The sequence below is a fragment of the Pseudomonas beijingensis genome, from assembly GCF_030687295.1.
GTDB classification, from domain to species: domain Bacteria; phylum Pseudomonadota; class Gammaproteobacteria; order Pseudomonadales; family Pseudomonadaceae; genus Aquipseudomonas; species Aquipseudomonas beijingensis.
Window position 1 is genome coordinate 3,957,897 of record NZ_CP117425.1, and the last position, 26,847, is coordinate 3,984,743.

At 62.4% G+C, this 26,847-nt stretch carries 20 protein-coding genes and 4 pseudogenes; 16 read left to right on the forward strand and 8 right to left on the reverse strand.

Annotation, left to right across the window (positions count from 1 at the left end):
- Window positions 1-243 precede the first annotated feature (243 nt).
- From PSH84_RS17885 to PSH84_RS17905, 5 genes are all read left to right on the forward strand, one after another.
- Window positions 244-1,569, forward strand: coding sequence for a flavin-containing monooxygenase (locus PSH84_RS17885; protein WP_305481472.1), 1,326 nt, complete (start codon window positions 244-246; stop codon window positions 1,567-1,569).
- A complete protein-coding gene (locus PSH84_RS17890; RefSeq protein ID WP_003201555.1) occupies window positions 1,569-1,979 on the forward strand; it encodes a RidA family protein in 411 nt (136 codons plus the stop codon). Before PSH84_RS17885 ends, PSH84_RS17890 begins: the two co-directional genes overlap by 1 nt.
- A gap of 10 nt (window positions 1,980-1,989) precedes the next feature.
- Window positions 1,990-2,664: a DUF1028 domain-containing protein gene (locus PSH84_RS17895; protein WP_122569471.1), complete on the forward strand. Its 675-nt coding sequence runs from the start codon at window positions 1,990-1,992 to the stop codon at window positions 2,662-2,664.
- The gene (gene argE, locus PSH84_RS17900; protein ID WP_305481473.1) at window positions 2,657-3,826 is read left to right on the forward strand and encodes an acetylornithine deacetylase; all 1,170 of its coding nucleotides are present in this window, start codon (window positions 2,657-2,659) and stop codon (window positions 3,824-3,826) included. The genes PSH84_RS17895 and argE overlap by 8 nt, the downstream gene beginning before the upstream one ends.
- 239 nt (window positions 3,827-4,065) lie before the next feature.
- Window positions 4,066-5,046, forward strand: a complete 981-nt coding sequence (locus tag PSH84_RS17905; RefSeq protein ID WP_436278784.1) for a gamma-aminobutyric acid-binding protein — start codon at window positions 4,066-4,068, stop codon at window positions 5,044-5,046.
- A 166-nt stretch (window positions 5,047-5,212) separates the two neighbouring features.
- On the opposite strand, the gene PSH84_RS17910 is transcribed toward PSH84_RS17905, so the two are convergent.
- From PSH84_RS17910 to PSH84_RS17930, 5 genes are all read right to left on the reverse strand, one after another.
- Window positions 5,213-6,124: a LysR substrate-binding domain-containing protein gene (locus tag PSH84_RS17910; protein ID WP_305470866.1), complete on the reverse strand. Its 912-nt coding sequence runs from the start codon at window positions 6,122-6,124 to the stop codon at window positions 5,213-5,215.
- Between the two features lie 210 nt (window positions 6,125-6,334).
- Complete coding sequence (locus PSH84_RS17915; protein ID WP_122569467.1) at window positions 6,335-7,537, reverse strand: NAD(P)/FAD-dependent oxidoreductase; 1,203 nt, start codon at window positions 7,535-7,537, stop codon at window positions 6,335-6,337.
- 237 nt (window positions 7,538-7,774) lie between these two features.
- Window positions 7,775-8,149 carry a response regulator transcription factor gene (locus tag PSH84_RS17920; RefSeq protein WP_305481474.1) on the reverse strand — a complete coding sequence of 125 codons (375 nt, stop codon included), beginning with the start codon at window positions 8,147-8,149 and terminating at the stop codon, window positions 7,775-7,777.
- Window positions 8,150-8,250: 101 nt separating this feature from the next.
- Window positions 8,251-8,901, reverse strand: a complete 651-nt coding sequence (locus tag PSH84_RS17925; protein WP_305470871.1) for a response regulator transcription factor — start codon at window positions 8,899-8,901, stop codon at window positions 8,251-8,253.
- On the reverse strand, window positions 8,898-10,349 hold the full coding sequence (locus PSH84_RS17930) for a PAS domain-containing sensor histidine kinase (protein ID WP_439800566.1): 1,452 nt from the start codon (window positions 10,347-10,349) through the stop codon (window positions 8,898-8,900). The genes PSH84_RS17925 and PSH84_RS17930 overlap by 4 nt, the downstream gene beginning before the upstream one ends.
- Window positions 10,350-10,911: 562 nt before the next feature.
- Here PSH84_RS17930 and PSH84_RS17935 point away from each other — a divergent pair.
- Window positions 10,912-11,854: pseudogene (locus PSH84_RS17935) on the forward strand (LysR family transcriptional regulator).
- Window positions 11,855-11,879: 25 nt separating this feature from the next.
- On the opposite strand, the gene PSH84_RS17940 reads toward PSH84_RS17935, so the two are convergent.
- A complete protein-coding gene (locus PSH84_RS17940) occupies window positions 11,880-12,890 on the reverse strand; it encodes a GlxA family transcriptional regulator (protein WP_439653605.1) in 1,011 nt (336 codons plus the stop codon).
- Window positions 12,891-13,097: 207 nt separating this feature from the next.
- On the opposite strand from PSH84_RS17940, the gene PSH84_RS17945 reads away from it, so the two are divergent.
- The 5 genes from PSH84_RS17945 (at window position 13,098) to PSH84_RS17965 (ending at window position 18,954) form a co-directional block, all read left to right on the forward strand.
- Window positions 13,098-14,105 carry an ABC transporter substrate-binding protein gene (locus PSH84_RS17945; RefSeq protein WP_305470880.1) on the forward strand — a complete coding sequence of 336 codons (1,008 nt, stop codon included), beginning with the start codon at window positions 13,098-13,100 and terminating at the stop codon, window positions 14,103-14,105.
- 110 nt (window positions 14,106-14,215) lie between these two features.
- Entirely contained in the window at window positions 14,216-15,208 is a 993-nt protein-coding gene (locus tag PSH84_RS17950) for a helix-turn-helix domain-containing protein (RefSeq protein WP_305470883.1), read from the forward strand.
- A gap of 69 nt (window positions 15,209-15,277) precedes the next feature.
- Window positions 15,278-16,210, forward strand: coding sequence for a SphA family protein (locus tag PSH84_RS17955; RefSeq protein WP_305470885.1), 933 nt, complete (start codon window positions 15,278-15,280; stop codon window positions 16,208-16,210).
- A gap of 12 nt (window positions 16,211-16,222) precedes the next feature.
- A complete protein-coding gene (locus PSH84_RS17960; RefSeq protein ID WP_122569460.1) occupies window positions 16,223-17,479 on the forward strand; it encodes an MFS transporter in 1,257 nt (418 codons plus the stop codon).
- 17 nt (window positions 17,480-17,496) lie between these two features.
- Window positions 17,497-18,954 (forward strand): amidase, encoded by a 1,458-nt coding sequence (locus PSH84_RS17965; RefSeq protein WP_305470887.1) that lies wholly within the window; start codon window positions 17,497-17,499, stop codon window positions 18,952-18,954.
- Window positions 18,955-19,168: 214 nt separating this feature from the next.
- Here PSH84_RS17965 and PSH84_RS17970 read toward each other — a convergent pair whose 3' ends face one another.
- Window positions 19,169-20,656 carry an aldehyde dehydrogenase family protein gene (locus PSH84_RS17970; protein ID WP_122569458.1) on the reverse strand — a complete coding sequence of 496 codons (1,488 nt, stop codon included), beginning with the start codon at window positions 20,654-20,656 and terminating at the stop codon, window positions 19,169-19,171.
- Window positions 20,657-21,284: 628 nt separating this feature from the next.
- Between PSH84_RS17970 and PSH84_RS29045 the strand changes: the two are divergent.
- Window positions 21,285-21,527, forward strand: a pseudogene (locus PSH84_RS29045) (PAS domain-containing protein); the annotation flags it as partial.
- Between the two features lie 105 nt (window positions 21,528-21,632).
- A pseudogene (locus PSH84_RS29050) lies at window positions 21,633-21,824 on the forward strand (methyl-accepting chemotaxis protein); the annotation flags it as partial.
- Window positions 21,825-21,968: 144 nt separating this feature from the next.
- On the opposite strand, the pseudogene PSH84_RS17980 reads toward PSH84_RS29050, so the two are convergent.
- A pseudogene (locus PSH84_RS17980) lies at window positions 21,969-23,298 on the reverse strand (alginate export family protein).
- A gap of 292 nt (window positions 23,299-23,590) precedes the next feature.
- Here PSH84_RS17980 and PSH84_RS17985 point away from each other — a divergent pair.
- The 3 genes from PSH84_RS17985 to feaR all read left to right on the forward strand — a co-directional run bounded on the left by PSH84_RS17985 (window position 23,591) and on the right by feaR (window position 26,738).
- Window positions 23,591-25,090: an APC family permease gene (locus tag PSH84_RS17985; protein WP_305481477.1), complete on the forward strand. Its 1,500-nt coding sequence runs from the start codon at window positions 23,591-23,593 to the stop codon at window positions 25,088-25,090.
- Window positions 25,035-25,652: a DUF3156 family protein gene (locus PSH84_RS17990; protein ID WP_305470892.1), complete on the forward strand. Its 618-nt coding sequence runs from the start codon at window positions 25,035-25,037 to the stop codon at window positions 25,650-25,652. Before PSH84_RS17985 ends, PSH84_RS17990 begins: the two co-directional genes overlap by 56 nt.
- A gap of 123 nt (window positions 25,653-25,775) precedes the next feature.
- Window positions 25,776-26,738 (forward strand): transcriptional regulator FeaR, encoded by a 963-nt coding sequence (gene feaR, locus PSH84_RS17995; protein ID WP_305470894.1) that lies wholly within the window; start codon window positions 25,776-25,778, stop codon window positions 26,736-26,738.
- Window positions 26,739-26,847: the final 109 nt, after the last annotated feature.

Sequence of the window (26,847 nt, forward strand, 5' to 3'; positions counted from 1 at the left end):
AGCGGGGATAAATCCCCTCGCCACAGTGACTCGCCTCGTCCCAGTGATCAGCACGCTCGCGCAGTAGGCCATTTTTTTCCTTCCCAGCAACGACAAAAACCCTCGTTTCGCAAATCCCCGCCTGCCAACACAATCGCCTCGACACCTCATCTCGATCACCGCAACCGCAAAACAACAAGAAAACCGAATCCGAGGCGGCGCCATGCCTGCCTGAACCAAACCTACTGCCGGAAGTGCACAAACATGCTTGATGAAACCCTACCCATCGATACGCTTGTTATAGGCGCCGGCCAGGCCGGCGTGGCCATGAGTGAGCATTTGAGCCGGCAAGGCGTGCCGCATCTCGTGGTGGAGCGCAGCCGCATTGCCGAGGCCTGGCGCACGGCGCGTTGGGATTCGCTGGTGGCCAACGGGCCGGCCTGGCATGACCGCTTTCCGGGGCTGGAATTCGAAGGGCTCGACCCGGATGCCTTCGCGACGAAGGACCAGGTGGCCGATTACTTCGAAGCCTATGCCCGTAAATTCAATGCACCGATCCGTACCGGCGTTGAGGTCAGGGGCGTGGAGCGCAATGTCGGTCGTCCGGGCTTCACCGTTGAAACTTCCGAAGGCCTGATCGAAGCGATCCATGTGGTCGTCGCCACCGGGCCCTTCCAGCGGCCGGTGATCCCACCGATTGCACCGGATATGGCCACGGTCACCCAGCTTCACTCGGCCCAGTATCGTAACCCCGGGCAATTGCCCGAGGGGGCGGTGTTGGTGGTGGGGGCGGGGTCGTCGGGCGTGCAGATCGCCGATGAACTGCGGCGCGCTGGCAAGCAGGTCTATCTCTCGGTGGGGGCCCACGACCGCCCGCCACGGGCCTATCGCAACCGCGATTTCTGCTGGTGGCTGGGCGTGCTGGGCGAATGGGATGCGGAGGCGGTCCAGCCCGGCAAGGAGCACGTCACCATCGCCGTGAGCGGTGCCCGTGGCGGCCATACCGTGGATTTTCGCCGGCTGGCCCACGAGGGCATCACCCTGGTGGGGCTGACCAAATCGTTCAACGGCAATGTGGTGAGCTTCGAACCGAATCTTGCCGACAACATCGCCCGCGGCGACGAAAACTACCTGGCGCTGCTGGATGCCGCCGACGCCTACATTGCCCGTAACGGCCTGGACCTGCCGCTCGAACCTGAAGCCCGCCACCTGCTGCCCGACCCGCAATGCCTGACCCAGCCGATCCTGGAACTGGACCTGCTCGCCACCGGCGTGACCAGCGTCATCTGGGCCACCGGCTACTCGGTGGATTACAGCTGGCTGAAGGTCGACGCCCTCGGCGCCAATGGCAAGCCTCGGCATCAGCGTGGCGTTTGCAGTGAGCCTGGCCTGTATTTCGTCGGCTTGCCGTGGTTGTCACGTCGAGGCTCGGCGTTCATCTGGGGTGTCTGGCATGACGCCCGGCATATTGCCGACCACATCGTGAAGCAACGCATTTACCTCGCTTATCAAGATGCTGCCCAGCGCCAGGCCCCGGCACTTGACAGCGATTCACACCGTTCGAAAACCAGTCTCTCGGGAGTCCGCTGATGCCTACTCACACACGTATTCGCATGTTCAATACCAAGGACACCTACCCGAACCAGACGCTGGACAACGACCTGTGCCAGGCCGTGCGCGCCGGCAACACCGTCTACGTGCGCGGCCAGGTCGGCACCGACTTCAACGGCCAACTGGTGGGCCTTGGCGATCCTCGCGCCCAGGCCGAGCAGGCCATGCGCAACGTCAAGCAGTTGCTGGAGGAGGCCGGCAGCGACCTGAGCCACATCGTCAAGACCACCACGTACCTGATCGACCCGCGCTATCGCGAACCGGTGTACCAGGAGGTTGGCAAGTGGCTCAAGGGCGTGTTTCCGATCTCCACCGGGTTGGTGGTCAGTGCCCTGGGCCAGCCGCAGTGGCTGATGGAAATCGACGTGATCGCGGTGATCCCTGAATAAGGAGCGGAACATGACCTTTTCCATCGTTGGACGCTGTGCCGAAACCGGCCAGTTGGGCATTGCCATCAGCTCCTCGAGCATTGCCGTCGGTGCCCGTTGCCCCTGGTTGCGCGCGGGCGTCGGCGCGGTGTCGAGCCAGAACATCACCCTGCCGGCCCTGGGACCACAGATTCTCGATGAACTGGCCGGCGGCCTGGCGGCACAAGCGGCGTTGGAGCGGACCCTGCCGCGCAACGGCTACAGCCAATACCGCCAGGTGGCGGTGATCGATGCCGAAGGGCGCACGGCGATGTTCAGCGGCGAGCATACCCTGGGCACCCACAACGCGGTGGCCGGTGAGCAATGCGTGGCGGCCGGCAATCTGTTGGCCAACGCTGCGGTGATCGAGGCCATGGTCACGGCCTTCGAACACAGCGGTGGCTGTCTTGCGTCACGCTTGATGAGCGCGTTGCAGGCCGGGCAAGCGGCGGGCGGGGAGGCTGGGGCGGTGCATTCGGCGGCGCTGTCGGTGGTCGATGACCTGACCTGGCCCATCGTCGATCTGCGGGTGGACTGGGCCGAGGAAAATCCCATCGGCGAGCTGGAAAAGCTCTGGCTCGCCTATCAGCCGCAACTGCAGGATTACCTGACCCGTGCGCTTAACCCGACCTTGGCGCCGAGTTATGGAGTGCCGGGCGATGAGTGAGCTGCGCAGTCGCGCGCTGCTCGCCAAGCTGGTGGGCTTTGCCACGGTCAGCCGCGATTCGAACCTGGCCTTGATCGAGTTCGTGCGTGACTACTTGCAAGGGCTGGGCGTGAACAGCGAGCTGATCTACAACGCCGAGCGAACCAAGGCCAACCTGCTGGCGAGCATTGGCCCGTCGGTGCCCGGTGGCGTGGTGTTGTCCGGACACACCGATGTGGTGCCGGTGGACGGGCAGGCCTGGACGGTCGATCCGTTCTGCCTGACCGAGATGGACGGCAAATGGTTCGGGCGGGGCACGGCGGACATGAAGGGCTACCTGGCCTCGGTGCTCGCGGCGGTGCCGGTGTTCTTGTCCAGCCCGCTGCGGCGACCGGTGCACCTGGCGTTTTCCTATGACGAAGAGGTGGGTTGCCTGGGCGTTCACAGCTTGCTGGAGGTGTTGGTCCGGCGAGTTCCGCAACCGGCCCTGTGCCTGATTGGCGAACCCACCCAGCTCCGACCGGTGCTGGGGCACAAAGGCAAGCTGGCGATGCGTTGCCATGTCCGAGGGGCGGCCTGCCATTCGGCCTATGCCCCTTACGGGGTCAACGCTATCGAACAGGCGGTGCGCCTGATCGGACGGTTGGGCGAGATCGGTGCGCAGCTGGCCGAACCCTCACGGCACGACCTGCGCTTCGACCCGGCGTTCTCCACGGTGCAGGTCGGGGTAATCCATGGCGGCACGGCACTGAACATCGTCCCGGCCGACTGCCGTTTCGATTTCGAAGTGCGCGCCTTGCCGGATTTCGATCCCCATGGGGTGGCCGAGCAATTGCAAGGTTATGCCGAGCAGACCCTGCTGCCGGCAATGCAGGCGGTGGCGCGGGATACGGCGATCCGCTTCGAACCGCTGTCGGCCTACCCGGGCCTGGCCACGTCGCCTGACAGCGCGGCCGCCCAACTGGTTGCGCGGCTGTGCGGCAGTGACGCCTTCAGCACGGTCGCCTTTGGCACCGAAGGCGGCCTGTTCCACCAGGCCGGCGTGCCGACGGTGGTCTGTGGCCCCGGCAGCATGGACCAGGGGCACAAGCCCGACGAATACGTGAGCGTTGAACAAATGGCCGCCTGCGATCGCTTGATGGATCGGTTGGCGAGCCATCTCTGTGAACCCAATGAATGCTGACCGCAAGGGTGCCTGAGGAGAACGATTTCAAGGGAAGGAGATTCCTGGTGGTCAGCCAGGCGACAACCAACAGGCCGACAAGAGCCTTTGCTGTAGACCATACCGCCCGTGTTTACGGTCACCTTTGAGTCCCGTCACCGGCTCGTGCGGGCGAGCCGGCATTTTCGAGGAACCGCTTCATGTCCAGATCCTTGCGTTGCAATATCGCGTGTGCATTGGCGTTGTTGAGTTCAAGCGTCATGGCCGCGCCCCAGAGCTTGACCGTGATTTCCTTTGGCGGCGCCACCAAGCAGGCCCAGGACAAGGCCTACTTCCAACCTTTCAACGCCAGTGGTGCAGGAAGTATCGTGGCCGGTGAATACAACGGCGAACTGTCGAAGATCAAGGCCATGGTCGCGGCTGGTCACACCAGTTGGGACGTGGTCGAAGTGGAAAGCCCCGAGCTGTTGCGGGGCTGTGAAGAAGGCCTGTTCGAAAAGCTCGACCTGACCGGCCTTGGCGACCCGGCCAACTATGTGCCGGGTGCGCTCAATGAGTGTGGTGTCGCCACCTACGTGTGGTCGATGGTCCTGGCTTATGACCAGACCAAGCTGGCCAAGGCACCCAGGTCCTGGGCGGATTTCTGGAACGTTGCCGAGTACCCGGGCAAGCGAGGCCTGCGCAAGGGGGCCAAGTACACCTTGGAAATCGCCTTGCTGGCCGATGGGGTCAAGGCGCAGGACCTGTACAAGGTGTTGAACACCCCTGAAGGTGTATCCCGGGCCTTCGCCAAACTGGACCAGATCAAACCGAACATTCAATGGTGGGAAGCCGGCGCCCAACCGGCACAATGGCTGGTGGCGGGGGACGTGGCGATGAGTGCGGCCTACAACGGACGCATTGCGTCGGCGCAAAAGGAAGGCATGAAGCTGAGCATTGTCTGGCCGCAGAGTCTGTACGACCCGGAGTACTGGGCCGTGGTCAAGGGCACGCCGAACAAGGCCCTGGCCGAGCAGTTCATTGCCTTTGCCAGCCAGCCGCAGACCCAGAAGGTGTTTTCGGAAAACATCCCTTATGGGCCGGTGCACCGCAAGACACTGGCGCTGTTGCCGACGGCGGTACAGGAACAGTTGCCCACCGCCGAGGCCAACCTGGCTGAAGCCCAAGCCGTGGACGCGGAGTTCTGGGTCGACCATGGTGAGGAACTGGAACAACGTTTCAACGCCTGGGCGGCTCGCTAGACACCGCTCCTGTTGCGAACACAACCCTTTGTGGCGAGGGAGCAAGCTCCCTCGCCACAGGTTTTGTGTTTGGCATGGTGATGGTGCGGGTTATTCAAATCCCATTATTTGCGACTACCCACCAGTGGCGAGCACCGTGTTTTTTGTGGCGAGGGTTGATTGGGCCTCAGGCCAGCCATTGCTTGAACTGTTCCTTGCAGTAGTCGACAAACAACTGGGCCGGCTTGGTGAGGTGGGTGCGCTTGAGCCAGCCTGCCACCAGCGCCGAACCGGTCACGTCCTCGGCGATGTCGACGCACACCAGGTGTTGTCCGTCGTAGGTGCAGGTGGAGTGCGGGCGAGTCACCAGTACGGCAAAACCAAAGGACTGGCCGACCATGCCGCGTACCATCTCAATGGACGGCGAGCTGAAGACAATGTTGGGGGTCAGGCCCAGCTCTTCGAAGATGCTCACGAAATAGGTGCGACTGGGCTGTACGTCCAGCAGGATCATGGGTTCGAGGGCCAGGTCGCGCAGCGACACCTGGGCCTGATCGGCAAAGCGATGCCCCGCCGGCAGTAACGCGTAGGGGCGTTGCGGCGCCGTCAGTGCTTCGGTCTCGATGGTGCTGTCGAGGTCGTGTTCGTAGAAAATCGCCAGGTCGAAACGCCCCCCCGTGAGGCCTTGCACCAGTTCCTGCTGCTCGCCATCCTGCACGCGGATTTCCACCCCCGGGAAGCGCTCGCGAAAACCGGCGATCAGCCGCGGCAGGTAGAGTGGGGCGACGGTTTCGAAGCAGCCGATGTCGATCTGCCCGCTGACCACATCGTTGTCGGCCAGCGCGTTCTGCTCGAACTCCCGGGCCATGCGCAACAGTTCCTGGGCCTTGCGATAGAACCGCGCGCCGCCAGGCGTCAACGATACCCCCTGGGCGTGATGACGAATGAGCAACTGCACGCCGAAACTGTCTTCCAAGCCCTTGATGGCGGAGGCGATCGACGGCTGGGCGATGTACAGCTTGCGGGATGCTTCAGCGACGCTGCCACATTCGACGGTGGTGACGAAGTACTTCAGCTGACGCAAGGAATAGGACGCCACGACACACCTCGATCCGGATGATTTCTGCCTACCTTACCTTGTGCACGGAGGGCGGTGGGCGGGCGTTGATACGGATTTTGCTGGGTAGTGACGATATTCAGGCTGGCTTTGGGCCGAGCGCCTGAAAAAAACGCCTGCCCAAGGATCGTTGACAGGCGTCTGGGAAAGACCGGCGCAGAAAGGAGGGACTGGCCGGGGGCGGAACCGGGTTTAGGCCACCGGGATCAACGGGTCGGCGGCGGCCAGGGCGGTGGCGCGATCAGCTGCGGGCGGGTAGATCCACACCGTGTTGATCTGGGTCTTGAGGTCCTTGGCTTCCTGTCCGACCAACTTGAGCTGGCGATCCCAGCCTTCGGTGTACACCGCGCCCCAGGCGCCCAGGTCCAGGCAGGTCACATATTTGGGTTGGCTGTAGGCCATCGGCGCGACGCCCAGCAAGTCGGCCGCGACGTTGTTGCCGGCGTAGCGGCCGAGGGCGATGGCGTGCTGGCAGGACATCGCCGCATAGTTGCCCAGCGTGTCGGTGGCAGCGTAGGCCACGTCACCGGTGGCGAATATGTCGTTCTGGCCCAGGACTTTGAGGTTGGCATCGACGTGCAGGCGACCCTGGCGATCGCGGGTAGCGGGTATCTGTTGGGTCAACGGACTGGCGCGGAACCCCACGGTCCAGATCACGGTATGGGACTCGATACGCTGGCCGCTCGACAGGGTGACGCCCCCCGCATCCACCGACTCCACCGAGGCGTTGAGGATCCATTCGATCCCCAGGTGCTCGGACGCTTCGACAATGGACGGGCGAATGCCGTCGCCCAACGCTGCGCCGATCTGCGCCCCGCGATCCACCACGATGACCCGAATGTCTGCGTCCTCGCCGAGGACAGCGCGCAGGCGTGCGGGCATTTCGGTGGCGGTTTCGATGCCGGTAAAGCCGCCGCCGGCCACCACCACGGTATTGCGGGCCGGGCTGTCCGGCAGACGCTTCAGGGACTTGATATGGGCTTCGAGACGGCTTGCCTGTTCGATTTCATCAACGTCGAAAGCATGCTCAATCATGCCTTCGAGGTCGGGACGAACCAGCTGGCTGCCCGCCGCGAGCACCAGGCGGTCATAGCCCAGGGTGCCCTGGGTACCGAACACATCCACGTAGCCAACCTGTTTGTTGCTGACATCGATACTGCTCGCCGAGCCTTGTACGAATTTAACGCCCACCGCGTCGAACAGACCACCCAGCGGTGCGGCCATGGTGTGCACGTCCGGTTCGTAGAACCGAGGTCGGATGCGCAGTTCAGCCTGAGGGGCCAGGACGCTGATCTGCACGTCATTACGATCATGTTGGTCCAACAGCCGGGCCGCGCTCAACGCGCTCCAGACCCCGCCGAAACCTGCGCCAACAACCAGAATATGTTGTTTCATGATGAGCTCCCGAAGACAAAATCGATACGTTGAATTGTTTAACTGTTTCAGCGTGACCGTGTCGCGAAGTACTCCAAAAGCGCCTGGCTGCAATGAATTGCCATCGAGCACATTCAGTTTCGGTTCGCTGTAGGAAAGCTTATTGGCAGGGCCTGTATTTAACACTTCTACATAAGGTCATCGGGCCTATGCCTGGGTAGGGGCGATCTATACGAAGGTATGAGGGGGGCGACGCAGTCAAGCGGACCGGGCAAGTACCGATTCGACGCAGGCGATCAATTCAGCGCAGTCGAAAGGTTTTGGGAAAAATGCCACCGGCTCGGGCGCACCCGCGCTGATACGGGGTGACATGCCAGGGTAGCCGGTGATGAAGATGGTCGGGATATGAATGCCCAGGGCCGACAATCGATCGTACATCTGAATGCCGTTCATGCCAGGCATTTGAATATCCGATATCAGGCACGCGGTGTTTTCAAGTTCGCAGGAAGATAAAAAGTCCAAGGCACCCGCGTATGTCTTAACCCGATATCCGTGGGAACGTAACAAGCCATCCAATGCAATTCGAACTGACTCATCGTCATCAATGATTGAAATAGTTGCGGTGTTGGACATGTCGATACCTGGGGGTGATATCAGGTAGCCATAAAGGCGCCCGTGTCACTGCAAGATACGCCGTCCAATGGTTCCGCCAAGTATACGTGTGTATGAACTTTCTACTGCTCGCCGCGCCACTCCAGCACCTGGGCCATGCGCACCAGATCGGCAAACGAGTGTGCGCACATTTTGCGCATGGCCTGGCCGCGGTGAATCTTGACCGTGATTTCGCTCAAGCCCAGTTCCCCGGCGATCTGCTTGTTCATCAGGCCCGACACCGCCAGCGCCATGACCTGCTGCTCCCGGGGCGTCAATGTGGCGTAGCGGTCGAGCACTTGCTGATGGCCGCGTTCGGCGTCGCGACGTCGGCGGTCCTGGTGATGGGCGGCGGTCACGGCGTCGATCAGGTCTTGTTCGCGGAACGGTTTGGCGAGGAAATCCACCGCTCCGGCCTTCATCGCCCGCACAGTCATGGCGATGTCACCGTGGCCGGTCATGAACACGATCGGCAGTTGGACGTTGGCGGCGGCCAGCGCCCGTTGGCACTCCAGGCCGCTGGTACCTTGCAGCCGCACATCCAGGACCAGGCAACTGGGTTGGTCGGGCCTGGGATGGTTCATGAACTGCGCGACCGAATCGAACAGGTGCACCTGCAGGCCGATGGAGCGCAGCAGGCTGCCGAGGGATTGGCGCAGCGGTGCATCGTCGTCAACGATATAGACAATGGGGGCGTTGTCGATGAGCGGGCTGGTGGGTGGCATGGCGTTCATTGCTCGCTCCCCGACAGGGCGGCGCCCCTGAGCCGCGGCAGCGCGAACCTGAAAGAGGTGCCTTGGCCGGCCTCGCTGGTCGCCCAGATCCTGCCGTCATGGAAATCGATGATGGACCGGCAGATGGAAAGGCCCATGCCCAGGCCGTTTTCCTTGGTGGTAAAAAACGCATTGAACAAGGACGGCAGGACCTCGGGGGCAATGCCGGTTCCGTGGTCAGTCACCTCCAGCAGCACGTCGTCATCCTCCATCCAGGTGCGTAGGTGCAGGGTTCGTGCGTGTACCTTGACCCCGTCCATGGCGTGACAGGCATTGATGATCAGGTTGATGATCACTTGCTGCAGTTGTATCCGGTCCGCGCTGACCTGGCTGTCGGTCGCTGCCAGGTCCACCTTCGTCCGCACTTTATGATGCGCCAGTTGCTGCTGGACCAGGTTCAGGGTCTCGCGGACGATGTCGTCCAGTCGCTCGGGCTGGCGCAACGGGTCGCACTTGCGCGATAACGCCCTGATACCGTTGATGACCTCGCTGGCGCGGCAGCCGTTGGCGACGATTCGGTCGAGGCAATCCAGGGCTTCCCCGAGATCGGGTTCCGCACGTTCAAGCCACCGGCGGCAGGCTTCGCCGCTGCTGGTGATGGCCGTCAATGGCTGGTTGACCTCGTGGGCAATGGACGCGGCCATTTCCCCCAGGGAGGTCAAGCGCGTGACGTGGGCCAGTTGGCTCTGGGCGCGGAACAACGCTTCTTCGGCCTGCTTGCTGGCGGTGACGTCCATGAGTGCGCCGAGGTACTGGAAGCGGCCATGCTGGACGGGCAGGGGGCTGGCGATCATGTGGATGTGCTTGATGCGTCCATCAGGCATCAGCAGCCGCAGCTTGACCTCGATCTGCGGTTCGCCTGCGGCGGCCTGTTGGAAAACCCCGCGGGCCGCCTCCAGGTCTTCAGGGTGGGTGCGCTCCAGCATCATCGACACCGTCGGCGTCTTGCTGGGCCGGTACTCGAATATCCGTGCCGATTCCTCCGACCAGGATAACGCTTGTCGATCACCGCGAAAGCCCACGCTGCCGGTCTGGCTCAGGCGCTGGGCGCCGATCAGGTAGGCCTCGTTGTGCCGCAGGTTGTCGGAAGCCTGTTTGCTGCGCAGGGCCAGGAAGGCAATGGCGGACAGTGCGGTCAGGCAACGGAAGAAGCCGGTGGTCGATTCCCAGTGGTGATAGCCGCCGTTGTACAAGAACATCGCGGTGAGCAAACCCATGCACATCAGCGCGACGGTGATCACCAGATTGATGGAGAACAGGTTGGCCGCCATCAACAACAAGGTGATGTACAGCAGGGTCGGGGCCAGGTCGGAGTGGGTTTCGGAGTTGATGATGACAATCCCGCAGGCCACCACCAGGCCCACCGCCCAGCCGAGGGCGTTGACCAGTGGGTGGGTGCTGATGCCCATCGACAGTCGCGGCCCCCTCTGGCTTGGGCTGTATCGCAGGCTGTCATAGACGTTCTTGAGCATTGCGGAGGGTAGGGGCACGCTGACAGACCTTTTGTTTTTACGTGGTCTCGCTCTGGGATGTCGGGGACAGAGCATCGGTTCGTATCTTACGAAGCGCCGCTTTGTCTGAGGTAGGACATAAAACCCTGAAATCCCGCCAGATCGTGCCAATATTTTATTTGTGGCGAGGGGATTTATCCCCGCTGGGCTGCGAAGCGGCCCCCAAACCAGGCAACTCGGTGTGCCAGGAAGATTGAGTTCACTGCTTTAGGGCTTGCTGCGCAGCCCAACGGGGATAAATCCCCTCGCCACAAAGGCAGTGTTCGCCACAGGGCTTGGTATATACCGAAGTATCGATGACGTTGCCCAAAGGGTGGGTCGAGTGTCCCCATGTACAACAGACCTAGCGCGCCGTGGGGATTACGCTTTCAACACCTTGTCGCCGCAGGCCTTGATGGAGCGCGCAGGCGACGATCATGTCCACTCCTGACTCAATGGCCTGGTGCCTGGGGCGACGACGATGATGAACAGAAATGACCTGCGTCGTGCTGATATCAATCTGCTGGTGGTCTTCGAAACCATGATGCAACGAGCGAAACGTGACCCGTGTCAGCGAAAAGCTGTTTCTCGGCCAGCCAACGATCAGCAGTGCCCTGGCGCGCCTGCGGTTGATGTTCGATGACCCCTTGTTCATTCGTTCGGGGCGGTTGATGGAGCCGACCTCCCGGGCGCGGGAAATCTTCTCCAATCTGTCACCGGCGCTGGATGGCATCGCCGCCGCCTTGAGCCGCTGTCAGGCATTTGAGCCGGCCACCAGCGAGGCGACCTTCCATATCGGGCTGTGCGATGACGTCGAGTACGCGCTGCTGCCGGAGCTATTGCGACGCTTGCGGGTCGAGGCGCCAGGCACCACATTGGTGGTGCGCCGGGCCGATCAATGGCAGGTCTCCCAGCTGTTGGCCAGCGGCGAGATTTCCCTGGGCATCAGCCCGACGCTGGAGCTGCCGGCCAATGCCCGGCGCAAGACGCTGCGGCCGATTCGACCGATGCTGTTGCGCGCCGATTCGCAGCCCGGCGAACTGACCCTGGACGAATTCTGCCGTCGGCCTCATGCCGTCGTGTCGTCCATGGGCAATGTCATCGATGATTCGGACCGCGCGTTATGCCTGATGGGCCGACAGCGCCGGGTGGTGTTGACCGTGCCGCAGTTCAGCGCCTTGCCCGTGCTGTTGGCCGAGAGCGACATGATCGCCATCGTGCCGGATTACGTTGCCCAGGCGATGGCCGTGGTGACCGGCATGCGGGCGCAAGCGGCCCCTGTCTGCTTGCCACAGCACGCGCTTTCGATGGTCTGGCGCGGCGCCTCGCACAATGATCCGGGGGAGCGTTGGTTGCGTTCCCGTTGCAGCGCGCTTCTGGCCGAGCAGGAGGACGCGCGGGAGCGATCCAAGCGAGTGGCCTGACGGAACAGTTGCAAGAGTCTCGCGCTCAGCGAGAAAACCGGTTGCGATATTCCCGAGGTGAGATCGACAGGTGACGCTGGAAGGTGTGGCGCATGCGTTCCTCATCACCGAAACCGCAGGCGCGGGCGATCTGGTCGATGTTGCGCTGGGAGTCTTCCAGCATTCGACGCGCGGCTTCAAGGCGGAACAGCTCGATGGCTTTGGCCGGGGTTCGGCCGGTCTGGTGTTTGTAGACCCGGGAAAAATTGCGTGGGCTCATCCTGGCCTGGCGTGCTAGCCGCTCGACGGTGAGGTTGTTGTCGTCCAGGTGTTCGGAAATCCACACGTGCAATTCGTCGAACCCGGCGCTCTCCTGCATCTGCAATTGCAACAGTTGGCTGAACTGCGCCTGCCCGCCGGGGCGCTTGAGAAACACCACCAACTCACGGGCCACCTGCAGGGCTACATCGCGACCGCAGTCGGCTTCGACCAATGCCAGGGCCATGTCGATGCCAGCGCTGACACCGGCCGAGCTCCACACGTTGTCCTGCTGGATGAAGATCGCATCGAGGTCCACTTCAATCGACGGGAAAATGCTCTTGAGCATCTCGCACATGGCCCAATGGGTGGCGGCCCGGCGTCCGTCCAGCAAGCCGGCCTGGGCCATGAGGAACGTGCCGCTGCACACCGATGCGGTGCGCCTGGCCAGGACCGAGGCCAGCCGCAGCCATTGCACCAGGTCGACACAGTCGATCATCGCCTGCCGTATGTCCGGCGCGCCGGGCACAATCAGCGTGTCGATGAGCGCTCCGTCGAGCTCATGCAGGGCACGGGTGTCTACGACCAAGCCTTCGGCGCTTTGTATCAATCCGCCTTTCAGGCTGGCGGTGTGCATGGCGTAGCCGGGCAGGCCGCGTTCGGTCATGGCTTTGGTGGCGGCCCAGAACACGGTCTGGGCACCGGTCAGGTCCAGCAAGCCCATCTGCGGGTACGCGAGGAATACCAGGGTGCGCGGTTGGGAAATGGACTCGGCGGCGATGCCGACATCCAGGGTCATCTCGTTCATGTTCGCTTCGAGCTGGGTGTTCGTCAGGGGAGGTGTGCAAGGTTATCAAGTGATCGTGTCCGGGAGTGCGATTTCATGGACCCGGATGTCGGACATTTAGGTGCTATTGATATGCTATTCCGGTATTTAAATTAATTTTCTTATAGCTTTAAAGTCGTGATCTTCAGTCTTTTCCCTTACTGTGAGGTTCACCCGACCATGGCTTTCAAGCGTTCCGCGCTCACCTTGTTGGTTTCCCTGGCGGCCTCTGCGCTGCTCAATCCCTTGGCCCACGCCGAAGGCAAGATCAGCATCGCCCAGCAATTCGGCATCGGCTACCTGATCCTCGATGTGGTGCGTGACCAGCAGCTCATCGAGAAGCATGGCAAGGCCCAGGGCCTGGATATCAAAGTGGACTGGAACAGCATTTCCGGCGCGACGGCGATGAACGAGGCCTTGCTGACCGGCGCCCTGGATGTGGTGTCGGCGGGCGTTCCGCCAATGCTGACGATCTGGGATCGGACCCGGGGCAAGCAGAACGTCAAGGCCATCGCCTCGCTGGGGTCGATGCCCAACTACCTGCTGACCAACAACCCGCACGTCAAGAGCCTCAAGGACTTCACCGACAAGGATCGGATCGCCGTCCCGGCGGCGGGTGTCGGGTTCCAGTCGCGCACGTTGCAGATCGAAACCGCCAAGGTGTTCGGCAACGATCATTTCAAGAAATTCGACGACATCTCGGTCAGCCTCCCACACCCGGATGCGACGGCGGCGCTGATCGCCGGCCAGTCGGAGATCAACTCGCACTTCTCCAGCCCACCGTTCCAGTACCAGGCACTGCAAAGCCCCAACGTGCACAAGGTGCTCAGTTCCTATGATGTGCTGGGCGGGCCGGCGACGTTCAACGTGCTCTACACCACGGAAAAATTCCACGACGAAAACCCCAAGACCTACAAGGCGTTCTACGACGCCTTGGTGGAGGCGCAAGGCATCATCAAGGCTGACAAAGCGGCCGCTGCCCAGACCTACATCCGCGTAGAACAGTCCAAGTTGCCGCTGGCGCTGGTGGAAAAAATCGTCACCGACCCCGAAATCGACTTCACCGTCGTTCCGCAACGCACCTACATCTATGCCGAGAAACTGCATGAACTGGGCGTATTGAAAAACAAGGCCGACAGCTGGAAGGACTATTTCTTCGAAGAGGCCCATGCCGACGCTGGCAGCTGAATCCGAGCCGGTATCCGTTTTCGGCACAATTGCACGACCGGCCTGCGGGGCGGAATGGAACTTGCCTGAGCTTTGACCCATAAGCCCTGGAATCATCAAAGGTCGGGTCAATGAACAACGACAACATGGCGCAGCCAGCGGTCTCTTCGGAGGGGTTGCCGATGCAGCCGATCAATCGGTTCCGCACCACGGACATCGACGAGCACGCCCGGAACATGGGCGGTTGGCAGGTTTGCTATGACCAGTTGACCCCCGGGCGCTTCGACGGCGAGTTGATCGAGTTCCGCTCGGAGTGGATGCAGCTGGTGCGCGACCGCTCTAATCAGGCCCTGACCAAGCAGGGTATGGCCTGGGAGGGCGCCATCACCTTCAGCGTGCCGCTGAGCGCGGATGGGCCGGTCTTTTGCTCCGGGCACCCTATTGTCGAGCCCAGCCTGTTGGTCGCCCGTGGCCATAACCTGCCCGAGCTGCGCACGCCCCAGCACCTGGATCTGCTCGGTGTCGCCATCGATGAGCAGGCGTTGGAGCATGTGCTGGAGCGTCAAGGCAGTCGCTTTCGAATTACCGATCTTCCCAAGTGTTACCGTCTCGGCAACTCGACGCTGCCCGCCGAGCTTGCGGCGTTGTTCGATGAGCTTGAAGGGGGCGAGCAGGGGCGTGACTCATTGCTGGGGTACGAGTCGATTCGCCGTGGCCTGCGTGACACGGTGATGCTGCACATACTGGAACTGGTGGCACCGGACGAGGCGCCGCCGCTCAATCCCACGGCGCGCAAGCGCATGGTCGACCGCGCCCGGGAGTACGCCTTGGCCCATGTCGATGAGCCGCTGTCGATCCTCGACCTGTGCAACCACATCGGTGCCAGCCGACGCAAACTGCAGTATTGCTTCCAGGAAACCCTGGGCATCAACCCCGTGGCCTATTTGCGGGCGTTGCGCCTCAATGCCGTGCGCCGTGAACTGCGCAACGGCAGCCACGCCCACGGTGTACAGGAGGTGGCGGCACGCTGGGGGTTCTGGCACTTGAGCCGGTTTTCCAGCGACTATCGGGTGCTGTTCGGCGAGACACCTTCACAAACCCTGCGTCGCACGCAACTGTGCTGAAAACGGATAACGGCTGAGCGGCCGGCTCCCTAGGATGACCCCAACACCACAGGGTTGGAGGGGCATTCGATGAATCAAAATAATAAAGCAAACGCCTGGCGCTGCACTTGGTTGACCTTGGGGCTGATCGGTGTGTTTGGCGCTGCCCATGGCACCGAAAACGGCGCGCCGACCACGGCGGTCGGGGTCTACGATTTTGGCGCGGGCATGATGCCGCCGGCCACGCCCTTTGGCACCGTCGGCCTGCGTACCGCGTTCTATTCGGCCAACGTGCAGAAGGATCGCCACGGCAAGTCCGTGGACAACAATTTCTCCCTGGATGTCTTGTCCATCGGCGTCGCCTACATGCGCATGACCGATTACACCGTGCTGGGGGCCAAGTATGGCTTCGGTGCCGTCGTGCCGTTTTTCCAGATGGACGCTTCGGTACAGGTGCAGACGCCTGTCGGCCCGTTGGACTTGGAGGCCGATCCGTTTCGCATGGCCGACATGCAGGTGCTGCCGGTGATCCTGCAGTGGACCCTGTCGCCGAATCTGTTCGTCAATGCCCAGTTCCAGATCCAGGCTCCCACCGGTGATTACGACAAGGATCGCTTGATCTCACCGGGGCTCAATCACTGGACCTTCTCGCCGATTCTCAACGCCACGTATATCTCCGACAGCGGCTTTGAGGTGTCTTCCAGTTTCGAAGCCGACATCAATACGCGCAACCACGCCACCGACTACAAGAATGGCGTCGAGTACCGTCACGAATTCGCCGTGGGTCAACACGTCGGCCCGTGGACCGTCGGCGTGGGTGGCTATTACTACCGGCAGTTCACCGACGACGATGCACCGGGCCTGGACGCGGGCAATCGCGCTCGAGTATTGGCGGTCGGGCCGGCGGTGAGCTACTTCAAGCCCGGCATACCCCCGGTGTGGCTGCATGTCTACAAGGAGCTCGATGCGCGAAACCGCGCCGAGGGCTACACCGCGGCGCTGCGAATTTCTCACAGTTTCTAAAAGGGGCTCGCCATGAACCAATCAAATTCCGTTTCAACGGCGGCCACCCCGTCACGTCAGGCCAGTTGGCGCGAAGGCGGGGTACTGATGCTGGGCAGCAGCCTGACGATCATGGGCGCGGTGATGGTCACGCCGATCCTGCCTCGGTTGGGCGCCGAATTCGGCCCCTTGGAACCGCGCGCCGATCTGCTGGTGCCGTTGGCGATCACCGGCCCCGCCCTGGCGATAGCCGTGTGCGCGCCTTTGGCGGGCTGGTTGGCCGACCGGGTCGGGCGCAAGGCGTTGCTGGTGATTGCCACGGTGTTGTACGCCTTGCTCGGCGCGTTGCCGGCCCTGCTCGATAGCCTGCCTTCGATTGTCGGTGCGCGGCTGTTGTTCGGTTGCATGGAGGCGGCGGTGATGACCTGCTGCGCGACGTTGATCGCCGACTATTGGCAGGGTGAGGAGCGGCTGCGCTACGTCAACCGGCAGGTGGTGACCATCGGCTTGGTGGGCGCGCTGTTCTTCGTGGTGGGCGGTGTGCTCGGCGAGCACTCGTGGCGTGCGCCGTTCCTGTTGTATTTGCTGCCACTGCTGCTGGTGCCGGTCATGATGAAAGTGCTCTGGGAGCCGCCCGTGGCGACGCGGCAGGTTGTCGAGCAGCGCGTCGATGAGTCGGCGCCGGCCAAGGTCGCCGTGCTGCAATTGCTGGTCGGCTACCTGATGATCCTGGGCGGCATGGTCCTGACGTTCATCATGCCGATCCAGGCGCCGACGCTGTTGGTCAGCCTGGGCATCACCTCCAGCACGATGATCGGTCTGGCGGCGGGACTGAGCCTGTTGGCGACCTTGGGCGGTTCGCTGATGTGGCCGTTGTTGCGCCGCCGCTTCGGCATCGCCGGTTGCAACGCGCTGTTGCTCGGCCTGATGGGCCTGGGGCTGTGGCTGCTGATGCGCGGGCAAAACTACAACGAAGTACTGGTAGCGGTGTTCATCCAGGGCCTGGGGGCCGGATTGCTGGTGCCCAACGTGATGGCGCCGGTGATGAATGCCTTGACCGCCACCACCCGCGGCCGCGGCATGGGCGGGTTTACCTCGTGCCTGTACATCGGCCAATTCGTCAGTCCGCTGGTGGTGGCCTTGGTGATGGTCTTCGCCGGTGACCTGCGTCACGCCATCCAGTGGCTGGCCTTGGCCAGTTTTGCCTTGGCGCTGCTCTGGGTCGCTGTCGGCCTGCGCGCACGGGGCCAGGGGCAGGCGAGCAGCGTCGGCTCACATCAATCGTCGTGACATAAGGAATCTGAGACATGGGTATGCAAGACATCCACCAACTGATGGACAGTGAAGATGCCACCGCGCTGGCCGAGTGGGTCAGGCGTGGCGAGGTCCAGCCCGGCGAACTGCTGGAAACCGCCATCGAGCGCCTCGAGCGGGTCGAGCCGCAGCTCAATGCGGTGGCTGAGCGTTTGTACGATTCTGCCCGGCAAGCGACGCGCACGTCACAGGTTGGCCAAGGCCTGCTGGCCGGTGTGCCGACCTTGATCAAAGACCTGTTTTCGCCGGTCCACGGCGCGGCGATGACCAATGGCTCTCGCGCATTGGGGGACTTTCGGGCGGACTTCGAATCGGAAGTCGTGACGCGTTTGCGCCGCGCCGGATGCCAGGTGATGGGCACCAGCACTTCACCGGAGTTCGGCACGTCGTATTCCACCGAGTCCGTGCGCTTTGGTGCCACCCGTAACCCTTGGAGCCATGATCACAGCGCCGGGGGTTCCAGCGGCGGCGCGGCGGCGTTGGTGGCGGCCCGCGTGGTGCCGTTCGCCCATGGCAACGACGGCGGCGGTTCATTGCGGGTGCCGGCGTCTTGCTGTGGCGTGTTCGGGTTCAAGCCCAGTCGTGGCTTGATGCCGTCGGGGCCGATCGTGGGCGAGGGCTGGGCGGGGATGGGCACGCCGCATGCGATCACCCTGTCGGTGCGCGACAGTGCGGCGCTGCTGGACGCCACCGCCGGGATGGACCTGGGGGCGCCCTATGCCGCACCGGTCCAGGCGTTGCCGTATGTGATGGCGGTGCAGGCTGATCCCAAGCCGCTGCGCATCGCCTTGGTCGAACAGCTTGGACCTTGGCCTACCGCGCCGCAAAGCCTGCAGGCCGTGGGCGAGGCGGCCCGGTTGTGCGAGGCCCTGGGGCATCGTGTCGAGCCGGTGAGCCTACCGGTGGGATTACTGGAATTTCTCGACCATGTGTTCACCATCATTGGCGCCAGCTCTCGTCACTATGTCGACCTGCTGGGCCAGATGCGTGGGTTTGCCGTGCAGGCGGAGGAACTGGAGGTGCGCACTCGGATCATCTTGCGGGACAAGGGCAACGTCAGCGGCGCCCAATATGCCGCGGCGGTGGAATGGATTCATGCTCTCGGCCGGCAGTTGGCGGTGTTCATGCAGGATTACGACGTGATCCTGACTCCGGTCCTGACCCGCGAGCCGGTGCGGATTGGCGAACTGGATCTGCAGGATGTGTGCATGAGCCTGGATCAACTGATCGAGCGCTACCACAGCTATTCGCCGTTCACCGCACTGTTCAATGCCAGCGGCCAGCCGGCGATGTCGGTGCCGTTGTCCTGGAGCGCCGATGGCCTGCCGATGGGCGCGCATTTTGCCGGGCGTTTTGGCGAGGAAAGCACCTTGCTGGCCCTGGCTGCCCAACTGGAGCGCGCCCAACCCTGGCGCGGTCGAGTGCCACCGGTCAACGCCTGTCGGCGGTGAAATTGTAGGGGCGGGCTTGCTCCCACAGGGGATTTGGGTGGGCACAGAAGCTTTGGACGACCCGGGGAAAACTGTGGGAGCGAGCTTGCTCGCGATGGCGGTGTCAGGTTCAACATCATCGTTGGCTGACCCTCCGCTATCGCGAGCAAGCTCGCTCCCACAGAGGGGATTTTTGGCAGGGCTCTGGAGGGAGGCTCCAGAGCCCTTTTGTTGCTCAGTAACGAATCATCACCGATTTCAGTTCGGTGTAGTCGTCAATGAAGGCACTGCCGAACTCACGGCCCATCCCGGAAGATTTGCTGCCACCAAAAGGCACGGCCGGGTCGAGCAGGGTGTGCATGTTCACCCAGACCGTGCCGGCTTCGATGGCGGGGACCATGCGCAGGGCCTTGCCCAGGTCGTTGGTCCAGAGGCTGGCGCTCAGGCCGTAGGGCGTGTCGTTCATCAGTTCCAGCAGCTCCTCCTCAGTGTCGTAAGGAAAGAACGTGGCGATCGGGCCGAAGGTTTCTTCATTGAGCAAGGCGTCGTCGCGGCGATTGGCGAGGATGATGGTCGGCTCGACGTAGCAACCCGGTCCATCGATCAGCTTGCCGCCGTGGACAATGGTGTTGTTCTGCGCACGGGCCTTGGCGAAGAATTCCGCGAGTTTGTGCTGGTGCTGGCGGTTGGTCACAGGGCCGAATTCGGTGCGTTCGTCCAGCGGCGAACCGATGGTGAGTTTGCCCAGGCGCTGGGCCAGTTTGTCCATGATCGACTCGATCTGCGAGCGGTGGACGAAGAACCGTTCCGCCGCCGCGCAGATTTGCCCTGAATGCAGAAAACCCGCCTCGATGATGCCGTTGACCGCCACTTCGGGGTCGATATCACGCAGGAACCCCGCCGCATTCTTCCCACCCAATTCCAGAGTTGCCCGGGTCAACCCGGCGCCCATGGCCGCCTGGCCCACCGCCAGGCCGGTGGGTACCGAACCGGTGAATGAAACCTTGTTGGTGCCTGGGTGTTCGATCAGTCCTTTGCCCACCTGGCCGCCGCCGGTCAACACGTTCAGGGCACCGGCCGGCAGGCCGGCTTCCATGGCCAGTTCGGCGATGCGCAGGATGGTCAGGGGGGTGAACTCGCTGGGCTTGATGATGACACTGCAACCAGTTACCAGCGCTGACGCCAGTTTCCAGATGGCGATCATGGTGGAAAAATTCCACGGCACGATACCGACTACCACCCCGACCGGTTCGCGCAAGGTGAACGCGGTGTAGCGTTCACCCGCGAAGGAGGGCAACGATGGGGTGATCGTCTCGCCATTGATCTTGGTCGCCCAGCCGGCGTAGTAGCGCAGGAAGTGCGCGGCCTGGTCGACCTCGAAGGCGCGAGAGATGTGGATGATCTTCCCAGACTGGCAGGTTTCGATCTGCGCCAGCTCTTCGCGGTTGCGCTCCAACAGGTCCGCCAACTTGAGCAGCACATGACCGCGCACCGCCGGCGCGGTTTGAGACCACTGCTTGAAGCCGCGACGGGACGATTCCACCGCCGCATCGATATCGCTGGGGTTGGCGTCGCTGATCTGGGCGATGACTTGGCCAGTGGCGGGGTTGACGACGTCCAGCGTCTGGCGGCTCTGGCTTTCGACGTAGCCACCGTCGATGAACAGGGCGTGGCGTCGACCGAGAAAGGCTTCGACCTGAGGCAGCAGGGCAATATCGCTCATGAGGGTTTCCTGATCGCGAACAAGGGAAAGCCCGAGGGTAATCCCGGCGCGGCCGCCCGGCTTGACTGTGCCTGCCGTGCGGTATGTCTGTGGCTGCCAGCCTGCGCGATTGGCAGCCAGGAGCAAGGTCCTGTGCAGGCAGGGACAAGCCAGCCCGGCCGGTTTGCGATCAGATTCGGTTTCGACTTGATGGGCAAAGGGGCGGGCGATGTTTCTCCAGACCAACAAACAGAAACTGGCGTTGATCGCACAGGTGCAGCGTGTGCTGGCCGGCGAAAGGGAGGACACGCCGATGCTCGACGCGTATCCGCCACTGCGGACCGTCCTGGAGCAGCATGCGCGGCAGATGGCGATCACCACTGCGCAGTTGCATCAGGTCGAGGCACACGTGGAGGCGCAAACGCTGCAATGGCAGCAAAGCGAGCGTGAGCTGCACAAGGTTCGCCAGCAACTGGAGCAAGCCTGCGAGCGCGAGCAGGTGCTTGAACATCGTCTGAGTGAACACAGCCAGCAACTGCAGCAACATCATCAGGATGCGCAGATCTGGGAGCTACTGCAGTCGACCCTGACGGAAGGTTGTTGGGACATTACCGTGGTCGACGGTGATCTCCAGCACCCGGCCAGTGGTATGCGCTTTTCCAGTCAGTTCCGTTCGCTGCTGGGTTACGGGCCCGACGACTTGCCCGATGGCTGGGATGCCCAAGTCGGTATCACCCACCCGGACGACCTGCCGAAGATCATGGCCATTTTCGACCGGGAGATCCTCGATCCCCAGGCCAGCGGTGAATACGTCTTCGAATACCGGATGCGTCACAAGAGTCGCGATTACATCTGGTGCCGCGAACGCGGGCGGGCGATACGCGACCCACGCGGGCAGCTGGTCCGGGTCATCGGTGCGGTACGGGATATCAGCGATGAGCGCTCGGCCCAGTCCACCCATCAGCGCATGCTGGAGCAGAACCAGGTGACCTATGCCCAGATTGCCACGGTGGTGGGGGTGATCAAGGGCATCGCCGACCAGACCAATCTGCTCGCCTTGAACGCCGCGATTGAAGCGGCCCGGGCCGGTGAGGTCGGGCGCGGTTTCTCGGTGGTGGCCGATGAGGTACGCAAGCTGGCGCAAAGCACCCGGCAGGCGACCCATCAGATCCAGACCATGTTGCACCAGCACAAATAAACAAGGTAATCGCTATCCTCCGGAGCTGTGTAGGAGCTGACGAGTGCAACGAGGCTGCGATCTTTCCCCAGACACTTGAGTTCCAAGCGAAGGATCAAAAGATCGCAGCCTCCGGCAGCTCCTACGGTCAGTCGTCTAGAACGGAACCGCCACCACCAACTGGCTGTAGACGTTGGTACCGTTGCCGCCGACCTGATTGCCCCCGTTGTCCGCATCTTTCTCAGGCTTGTACAAACCCACCAGCGGCGTGACGATCAGGTGTTCATTGACCGCCCATTCCACGTACAGGTCCAGCTCCTGCGCGTCGAGGTTCAGCGCTTCGCGGGTGTGCAGGGTCTGGTAGTCGAAGAACAACGCGCCAATGGTCACGTTTTCTGCCGGTTTGAGCTTGAGGCCGACGTGCTGGATGGCGGTGTTGCTGTTGAACGGGCCGGCATAGTTGCCCGACACTTCACCCTGGAACCAGGTGCCATAGCCACGGTTTCTGGCCATTGAACATCGAGTCCCAGTCCTTGGAGTAGCGGCTGTAGCGATAGGTCAGGTCCGGCGTCCAGGGCAGGTCGGCGAAGGTGTATCCGGCTTCGGCGTACCAGGCTTTCTCCGGTCCTGCGTCCTTGTCCTGCCAGGCGTACTCGAAGGAAAAGTGGGCGTTTTCGATGCCGGCATTCCCGGCGCCGCGCAGGCTGTAGATGTCCATGCCGTCGCGCTGCTTCTGGAAGTCACTGGCGTAGCGGTCATCGACATCGATGCCATGAATATAGGTCAGTCCGAGGGTGCCAGGCGCGGCGGTGTATTCCAAGGTGCCGGCGGCCATCTCGGTGTTGGCCTGGGCGCGGTTGTCGGACTTGAGCCACATCAGGCTGCCATGCACGCCTTCCTTGCCGCCCAGGCGCACAACGGCGGTTTTATCGAAGGCATGCCGGGCCGCCAGGTAATAGGCGCCGCCTCGGTTGAGCTCGCCATCGGCCACGCCTTTGCCCAGGTTCAGGCCATCGTCGTTGATGATGAAACCGTCGCCGAGGGTGATCACTTGACGGCCGTAGGACAGGTCGACACCGTCCTTGCCCAGTGCCGGGAACAGGTCGCCCGAGCGCCAGCCGGCAAAGGCTTCGTCGAACTTTGTGGTGCGTTCGGAGCCGTCGCTCAGGCCGGCCGCATCACCATCGCCCCAGGTTCCGGAGCTGACCAGGTTGGCCGTCCCGTAGACGCTACCCAGGCTGCCGAGTGTCTGGTCGATACTCAGGCCATACTTGATGAAGCCTTCGCGCCAGCTCGAACCACCGGCGGTGCCGTCGTAGTTCTTGCGGCTGTTGAACAGTCCATAGACCGCCAGGAAGTTGCCGGTGACGGTGGTGTCTTCGTCGGAGTAAAGCTCATAAGCCTGGGCCGATGAATCGGCGACCAGCAGGGCGATGCCCAGGCCGATGGCATTGCGTAGCAAAGGTGTACGGCGTGTGTGCTCCATGGTGGATTCCCCAGTGTGATAGGACAGCAGAGTGCGTATTAAAGGGAGCGGCACCCGGGGATGTCTTTCATCTGCCTGCCAAGGAGTTGATCCAGCCCGCCAGTGTGACGATGTTGGCAGGCAGCAACAAAACCGGCGGCAGACATGGGCAAGACGCCCAGGGTGGGTGCGGCGCAGAGTAAGGCTGCACGCAACGCCGTTTCGATCAGGGACCGGTTGGGGAAGGCATGATCGCCGGCTCCTGGACGGCTGTAGCATCCATACTAAAAATCCGCTTTCGAGGATCTGCACGATGTCGATCAATGACAGGCTCACCGAGCACTTGAACCGGGGTTCGGTGGGTTTTCCCACCGCGTTGGCCAGCACCATTGGCCTGATCATGGCAAGCCCCGTGATTCTCACCGCGACCATGGGCTTTGGCATCGGCGGCAGCGCCTTTGCCGTGGCGACGCTGATCGCCGTGGTGATGATGCTGGCCCAGGCGACGACGTTCGCCGAGGCCGCATCGATTCTCCCGACCACCGGCTCGGTCTATGACTACATCAACTGTGGCATGGGCCGTTTCTTCGCGATTACCGGTACCTTGTCGGCCTACCTGATTGTCCATGTGTTCGCCGGCACCGCCGAGACCATCCTGGCCGGGGTCATGGCCTTGGTGAACTTCGAGCACCTCAACACCCTGGCCGAATCGGCGGGCGGTTCCTGGTTGCTGGGCGTGGGGTTCGTGGTGGTGTTTGGCGTGCTCAACGCGTTCGGTGTCAGTGCCTTTGGCCGGGCCGAAATCATCCTGACGTTCGGCATGTGGACCACCCTGATGGTGTTCGGCGTGTTGGGCCTGATCGCCGCGCCGGCGGTGGAGCTGGAGGGCTGGTTCGGCGCGTCCGTGGTGGGCACCGATCTGGTCACGGTGCTGTCGCTGGTGGGCATGGCCATGTTCATGTTTGTCGGCTGCGAATTCGTCACGCCGCTGGCGCCGGACCTGCGCCAGTCTGCCCGGACCATGCCCCGGGCGATGATGCTGGGCTTGTTCAGCGTTGCCGCCTGCATGTTCATCTACGGCGCGGCGATGAAGCGCCAGGTGGAAAACGTGCTGCTCGATGCCACCAGCGGGGTGCATCTGCTGGACACCCCCATGGCGATTCCACGGTTCGCCGAACAGGTCATGGGCGATATCGGCCCGATGTGGCTGGGCATCGGCTTTCTGTTTGCCGGTGCGGCAACCATCAACACCCTGATGGCCGGCGTGCCGCGGATTCTCTACGGCATGGCGGTGGACGGCGCGTTGCCGAAGGTCTTCACTTACCTGCATCCACGCTTCAAGACGCCGTTGCTGTGCATCCTGGTGGCGATGCTGATTCCTTGCCTGCATGCGCTGTGGCTGGGCGGTAATCCCGACAACATCATGCACCTGGTGCTGGCCGCGGTGTGCGCCTGGAGTTTTGCCTACCTGTTGGTGACCGTGTCGGTGATCAGCCTGCGGATTCGTCGCCCTGATCTGCCGCGGGCCTATCGCTCGCCGTGGTTCCCGTTGCCACAGATCCTGTCCAGTGTCGGCATTGTGTTGGGCATGTGGTTCATCACCCCGCCCGGCATGAACCCGGCGGACATCTACGTGCCTTTCGCGGTGATGCTCGGCGGCACAGCGGCGTACGCCTTGTTCTGGACCCTGGTGGTGCAGAAGGTCAATCCATTCAAGCCGGCGTCGGTGGAACACGTGCTGGCCAAGGAGTTTTCCCATGAGCCAGGGCAACCTGCGGGCGAGTTTGTCGACCCTGCTACAAAAACTGTTTGAGTTGTTCAGCACCCAGCGCGCCCCGGCCGGTTATCGGCCCGGGGTGACCCTGGAGCACTTGCGGCGCAACCTCGCATTGGCACGATTCGAAGTTGCGGGCCCGGCCATGGCCACGGCAGTCACCGACGACGGCTTGCGCTTGGAGATTGTCGAACGCACCGAGTCGCAGTTGTTGATGCACCTGGTGATGACCGAGTTCGTCCTGCGCGTGCCTGCTTCCCGAGAGGGCACGGCACGCCTGGAATTGCACCACGGCGGCGCTGTGCGGCGCAGTGGCATTCGTTGCCGGCAACGGGACGGGCGCGGTGACCTGGCGGTCCGGTTGCAGGCGGCTGTGGAGAAGGATCCTGCGCTGTATCAGGCCCTCATGCCGCTGGATTTCAAACGGCTGCGCATCGATCTGCAGGGAAGCCAGTGGTGCGTGCGCCTGGAGCACATGGGCGGTAGCGAAGTGGTCAATCGCATGCCGGCCTTTCGTCGCTATATCCCGTTGAGCCGCGAACAGCGCGGCGTCTTGCTGGCGACCTTGAGCGGCCTGCAGCGGGTGTTGGCAACGCTCTGATTCTGTTGTGCTGTCCTGGCATCATTCCTGCTACTGCTCTGGCGATCAGGTACTTGTTGCGTGCATATAGATAACATGTTAACTATTGCCGTACAAAAACAAAAAGCCATTGCGGAGAATGCCATGAGCATGCAACAGGTTGGGCAGGACGGTCTGGACACCTGGAACCGGGATCTGCGGGCGACTTGCGGCCACTTCGATACCGAGCTGGCCTTCAATCGCGCGTTGTTCATTGGTGAAGTGTCGAATGTCCATCGGGGTGGCCTTGCCCTCGCGAACCTGCGCACCAACGCCGGTAACATCAAGCGTCACTCACCCAACGCGGATTACGATGATGACCAGGATTGCCTCCTGGTCAGCCAGCGCAGCGGTTACTGCCGCATTACCCAACACGGCCGGAGCATCCAGTTGGCGCCCGGTGAGTTGCTGTTGATGGATTCCGTTGGCGCGCTTGAAATCACCCCGTTCGGCCTGATCGAGCACGCGGTGCTGTCCTTGTCTCGCCAGGACGTGTCGCGGCAATTGGGCGGGGAAACCAAGACCTTCGGCAAGGTGTCGTCCAGCAAGGCCTGTGGGCGCATGCTGCATGTATTGATGGACCAACTGTGCAAGGACACACCGGACGGCGAGGGCGCGGCGGGCGAGGGTGAAGCCTTGCAGAGTGCCTTCGTTTCACTGTTGGGCTCGGCCCTGGAGCCGGGGAGCGATGGCCGTGAAGAAGGGGTGGCCTTGCAAGGCAGCCATTTGCGCAGCTACGTGCAAAAGGTCATCGACGAATCACTCACCCAGCCTGGCCTCAGCCCGGTGGGCCTGGCCAATCGATTGAATATTTCGGTGCGCCATCTGTACCGTTTGTTCGAAGAGCAGGACGACAGCGTTTGCCGTTACATCCAGCGGGCCCGGCTCAAGCGCAGCGCCGATGACCTGACCAACCCGTTCCTGCGGGACGAGTCCATAACCTCGATCGCCTACAAATGGGGCTTTACCGATTCGGCGCATTTCAGCCGTTCGTTCAAGAAGCAGTTCGAGCTGTCGCCCAAGGAATTTCGTTCCAGTCGTTTGCAGGTGGGGCAGGGGGTGGCTTGAACAAGGTCGTCGCTGGCTGGACGATCGTTATCGCGAGCAAGCTCCCTCCCACAGGGGATCTGTGGTGGTCGCGGATGCCTTGAACGACTCGGAAAAAACTGTGGGAGCG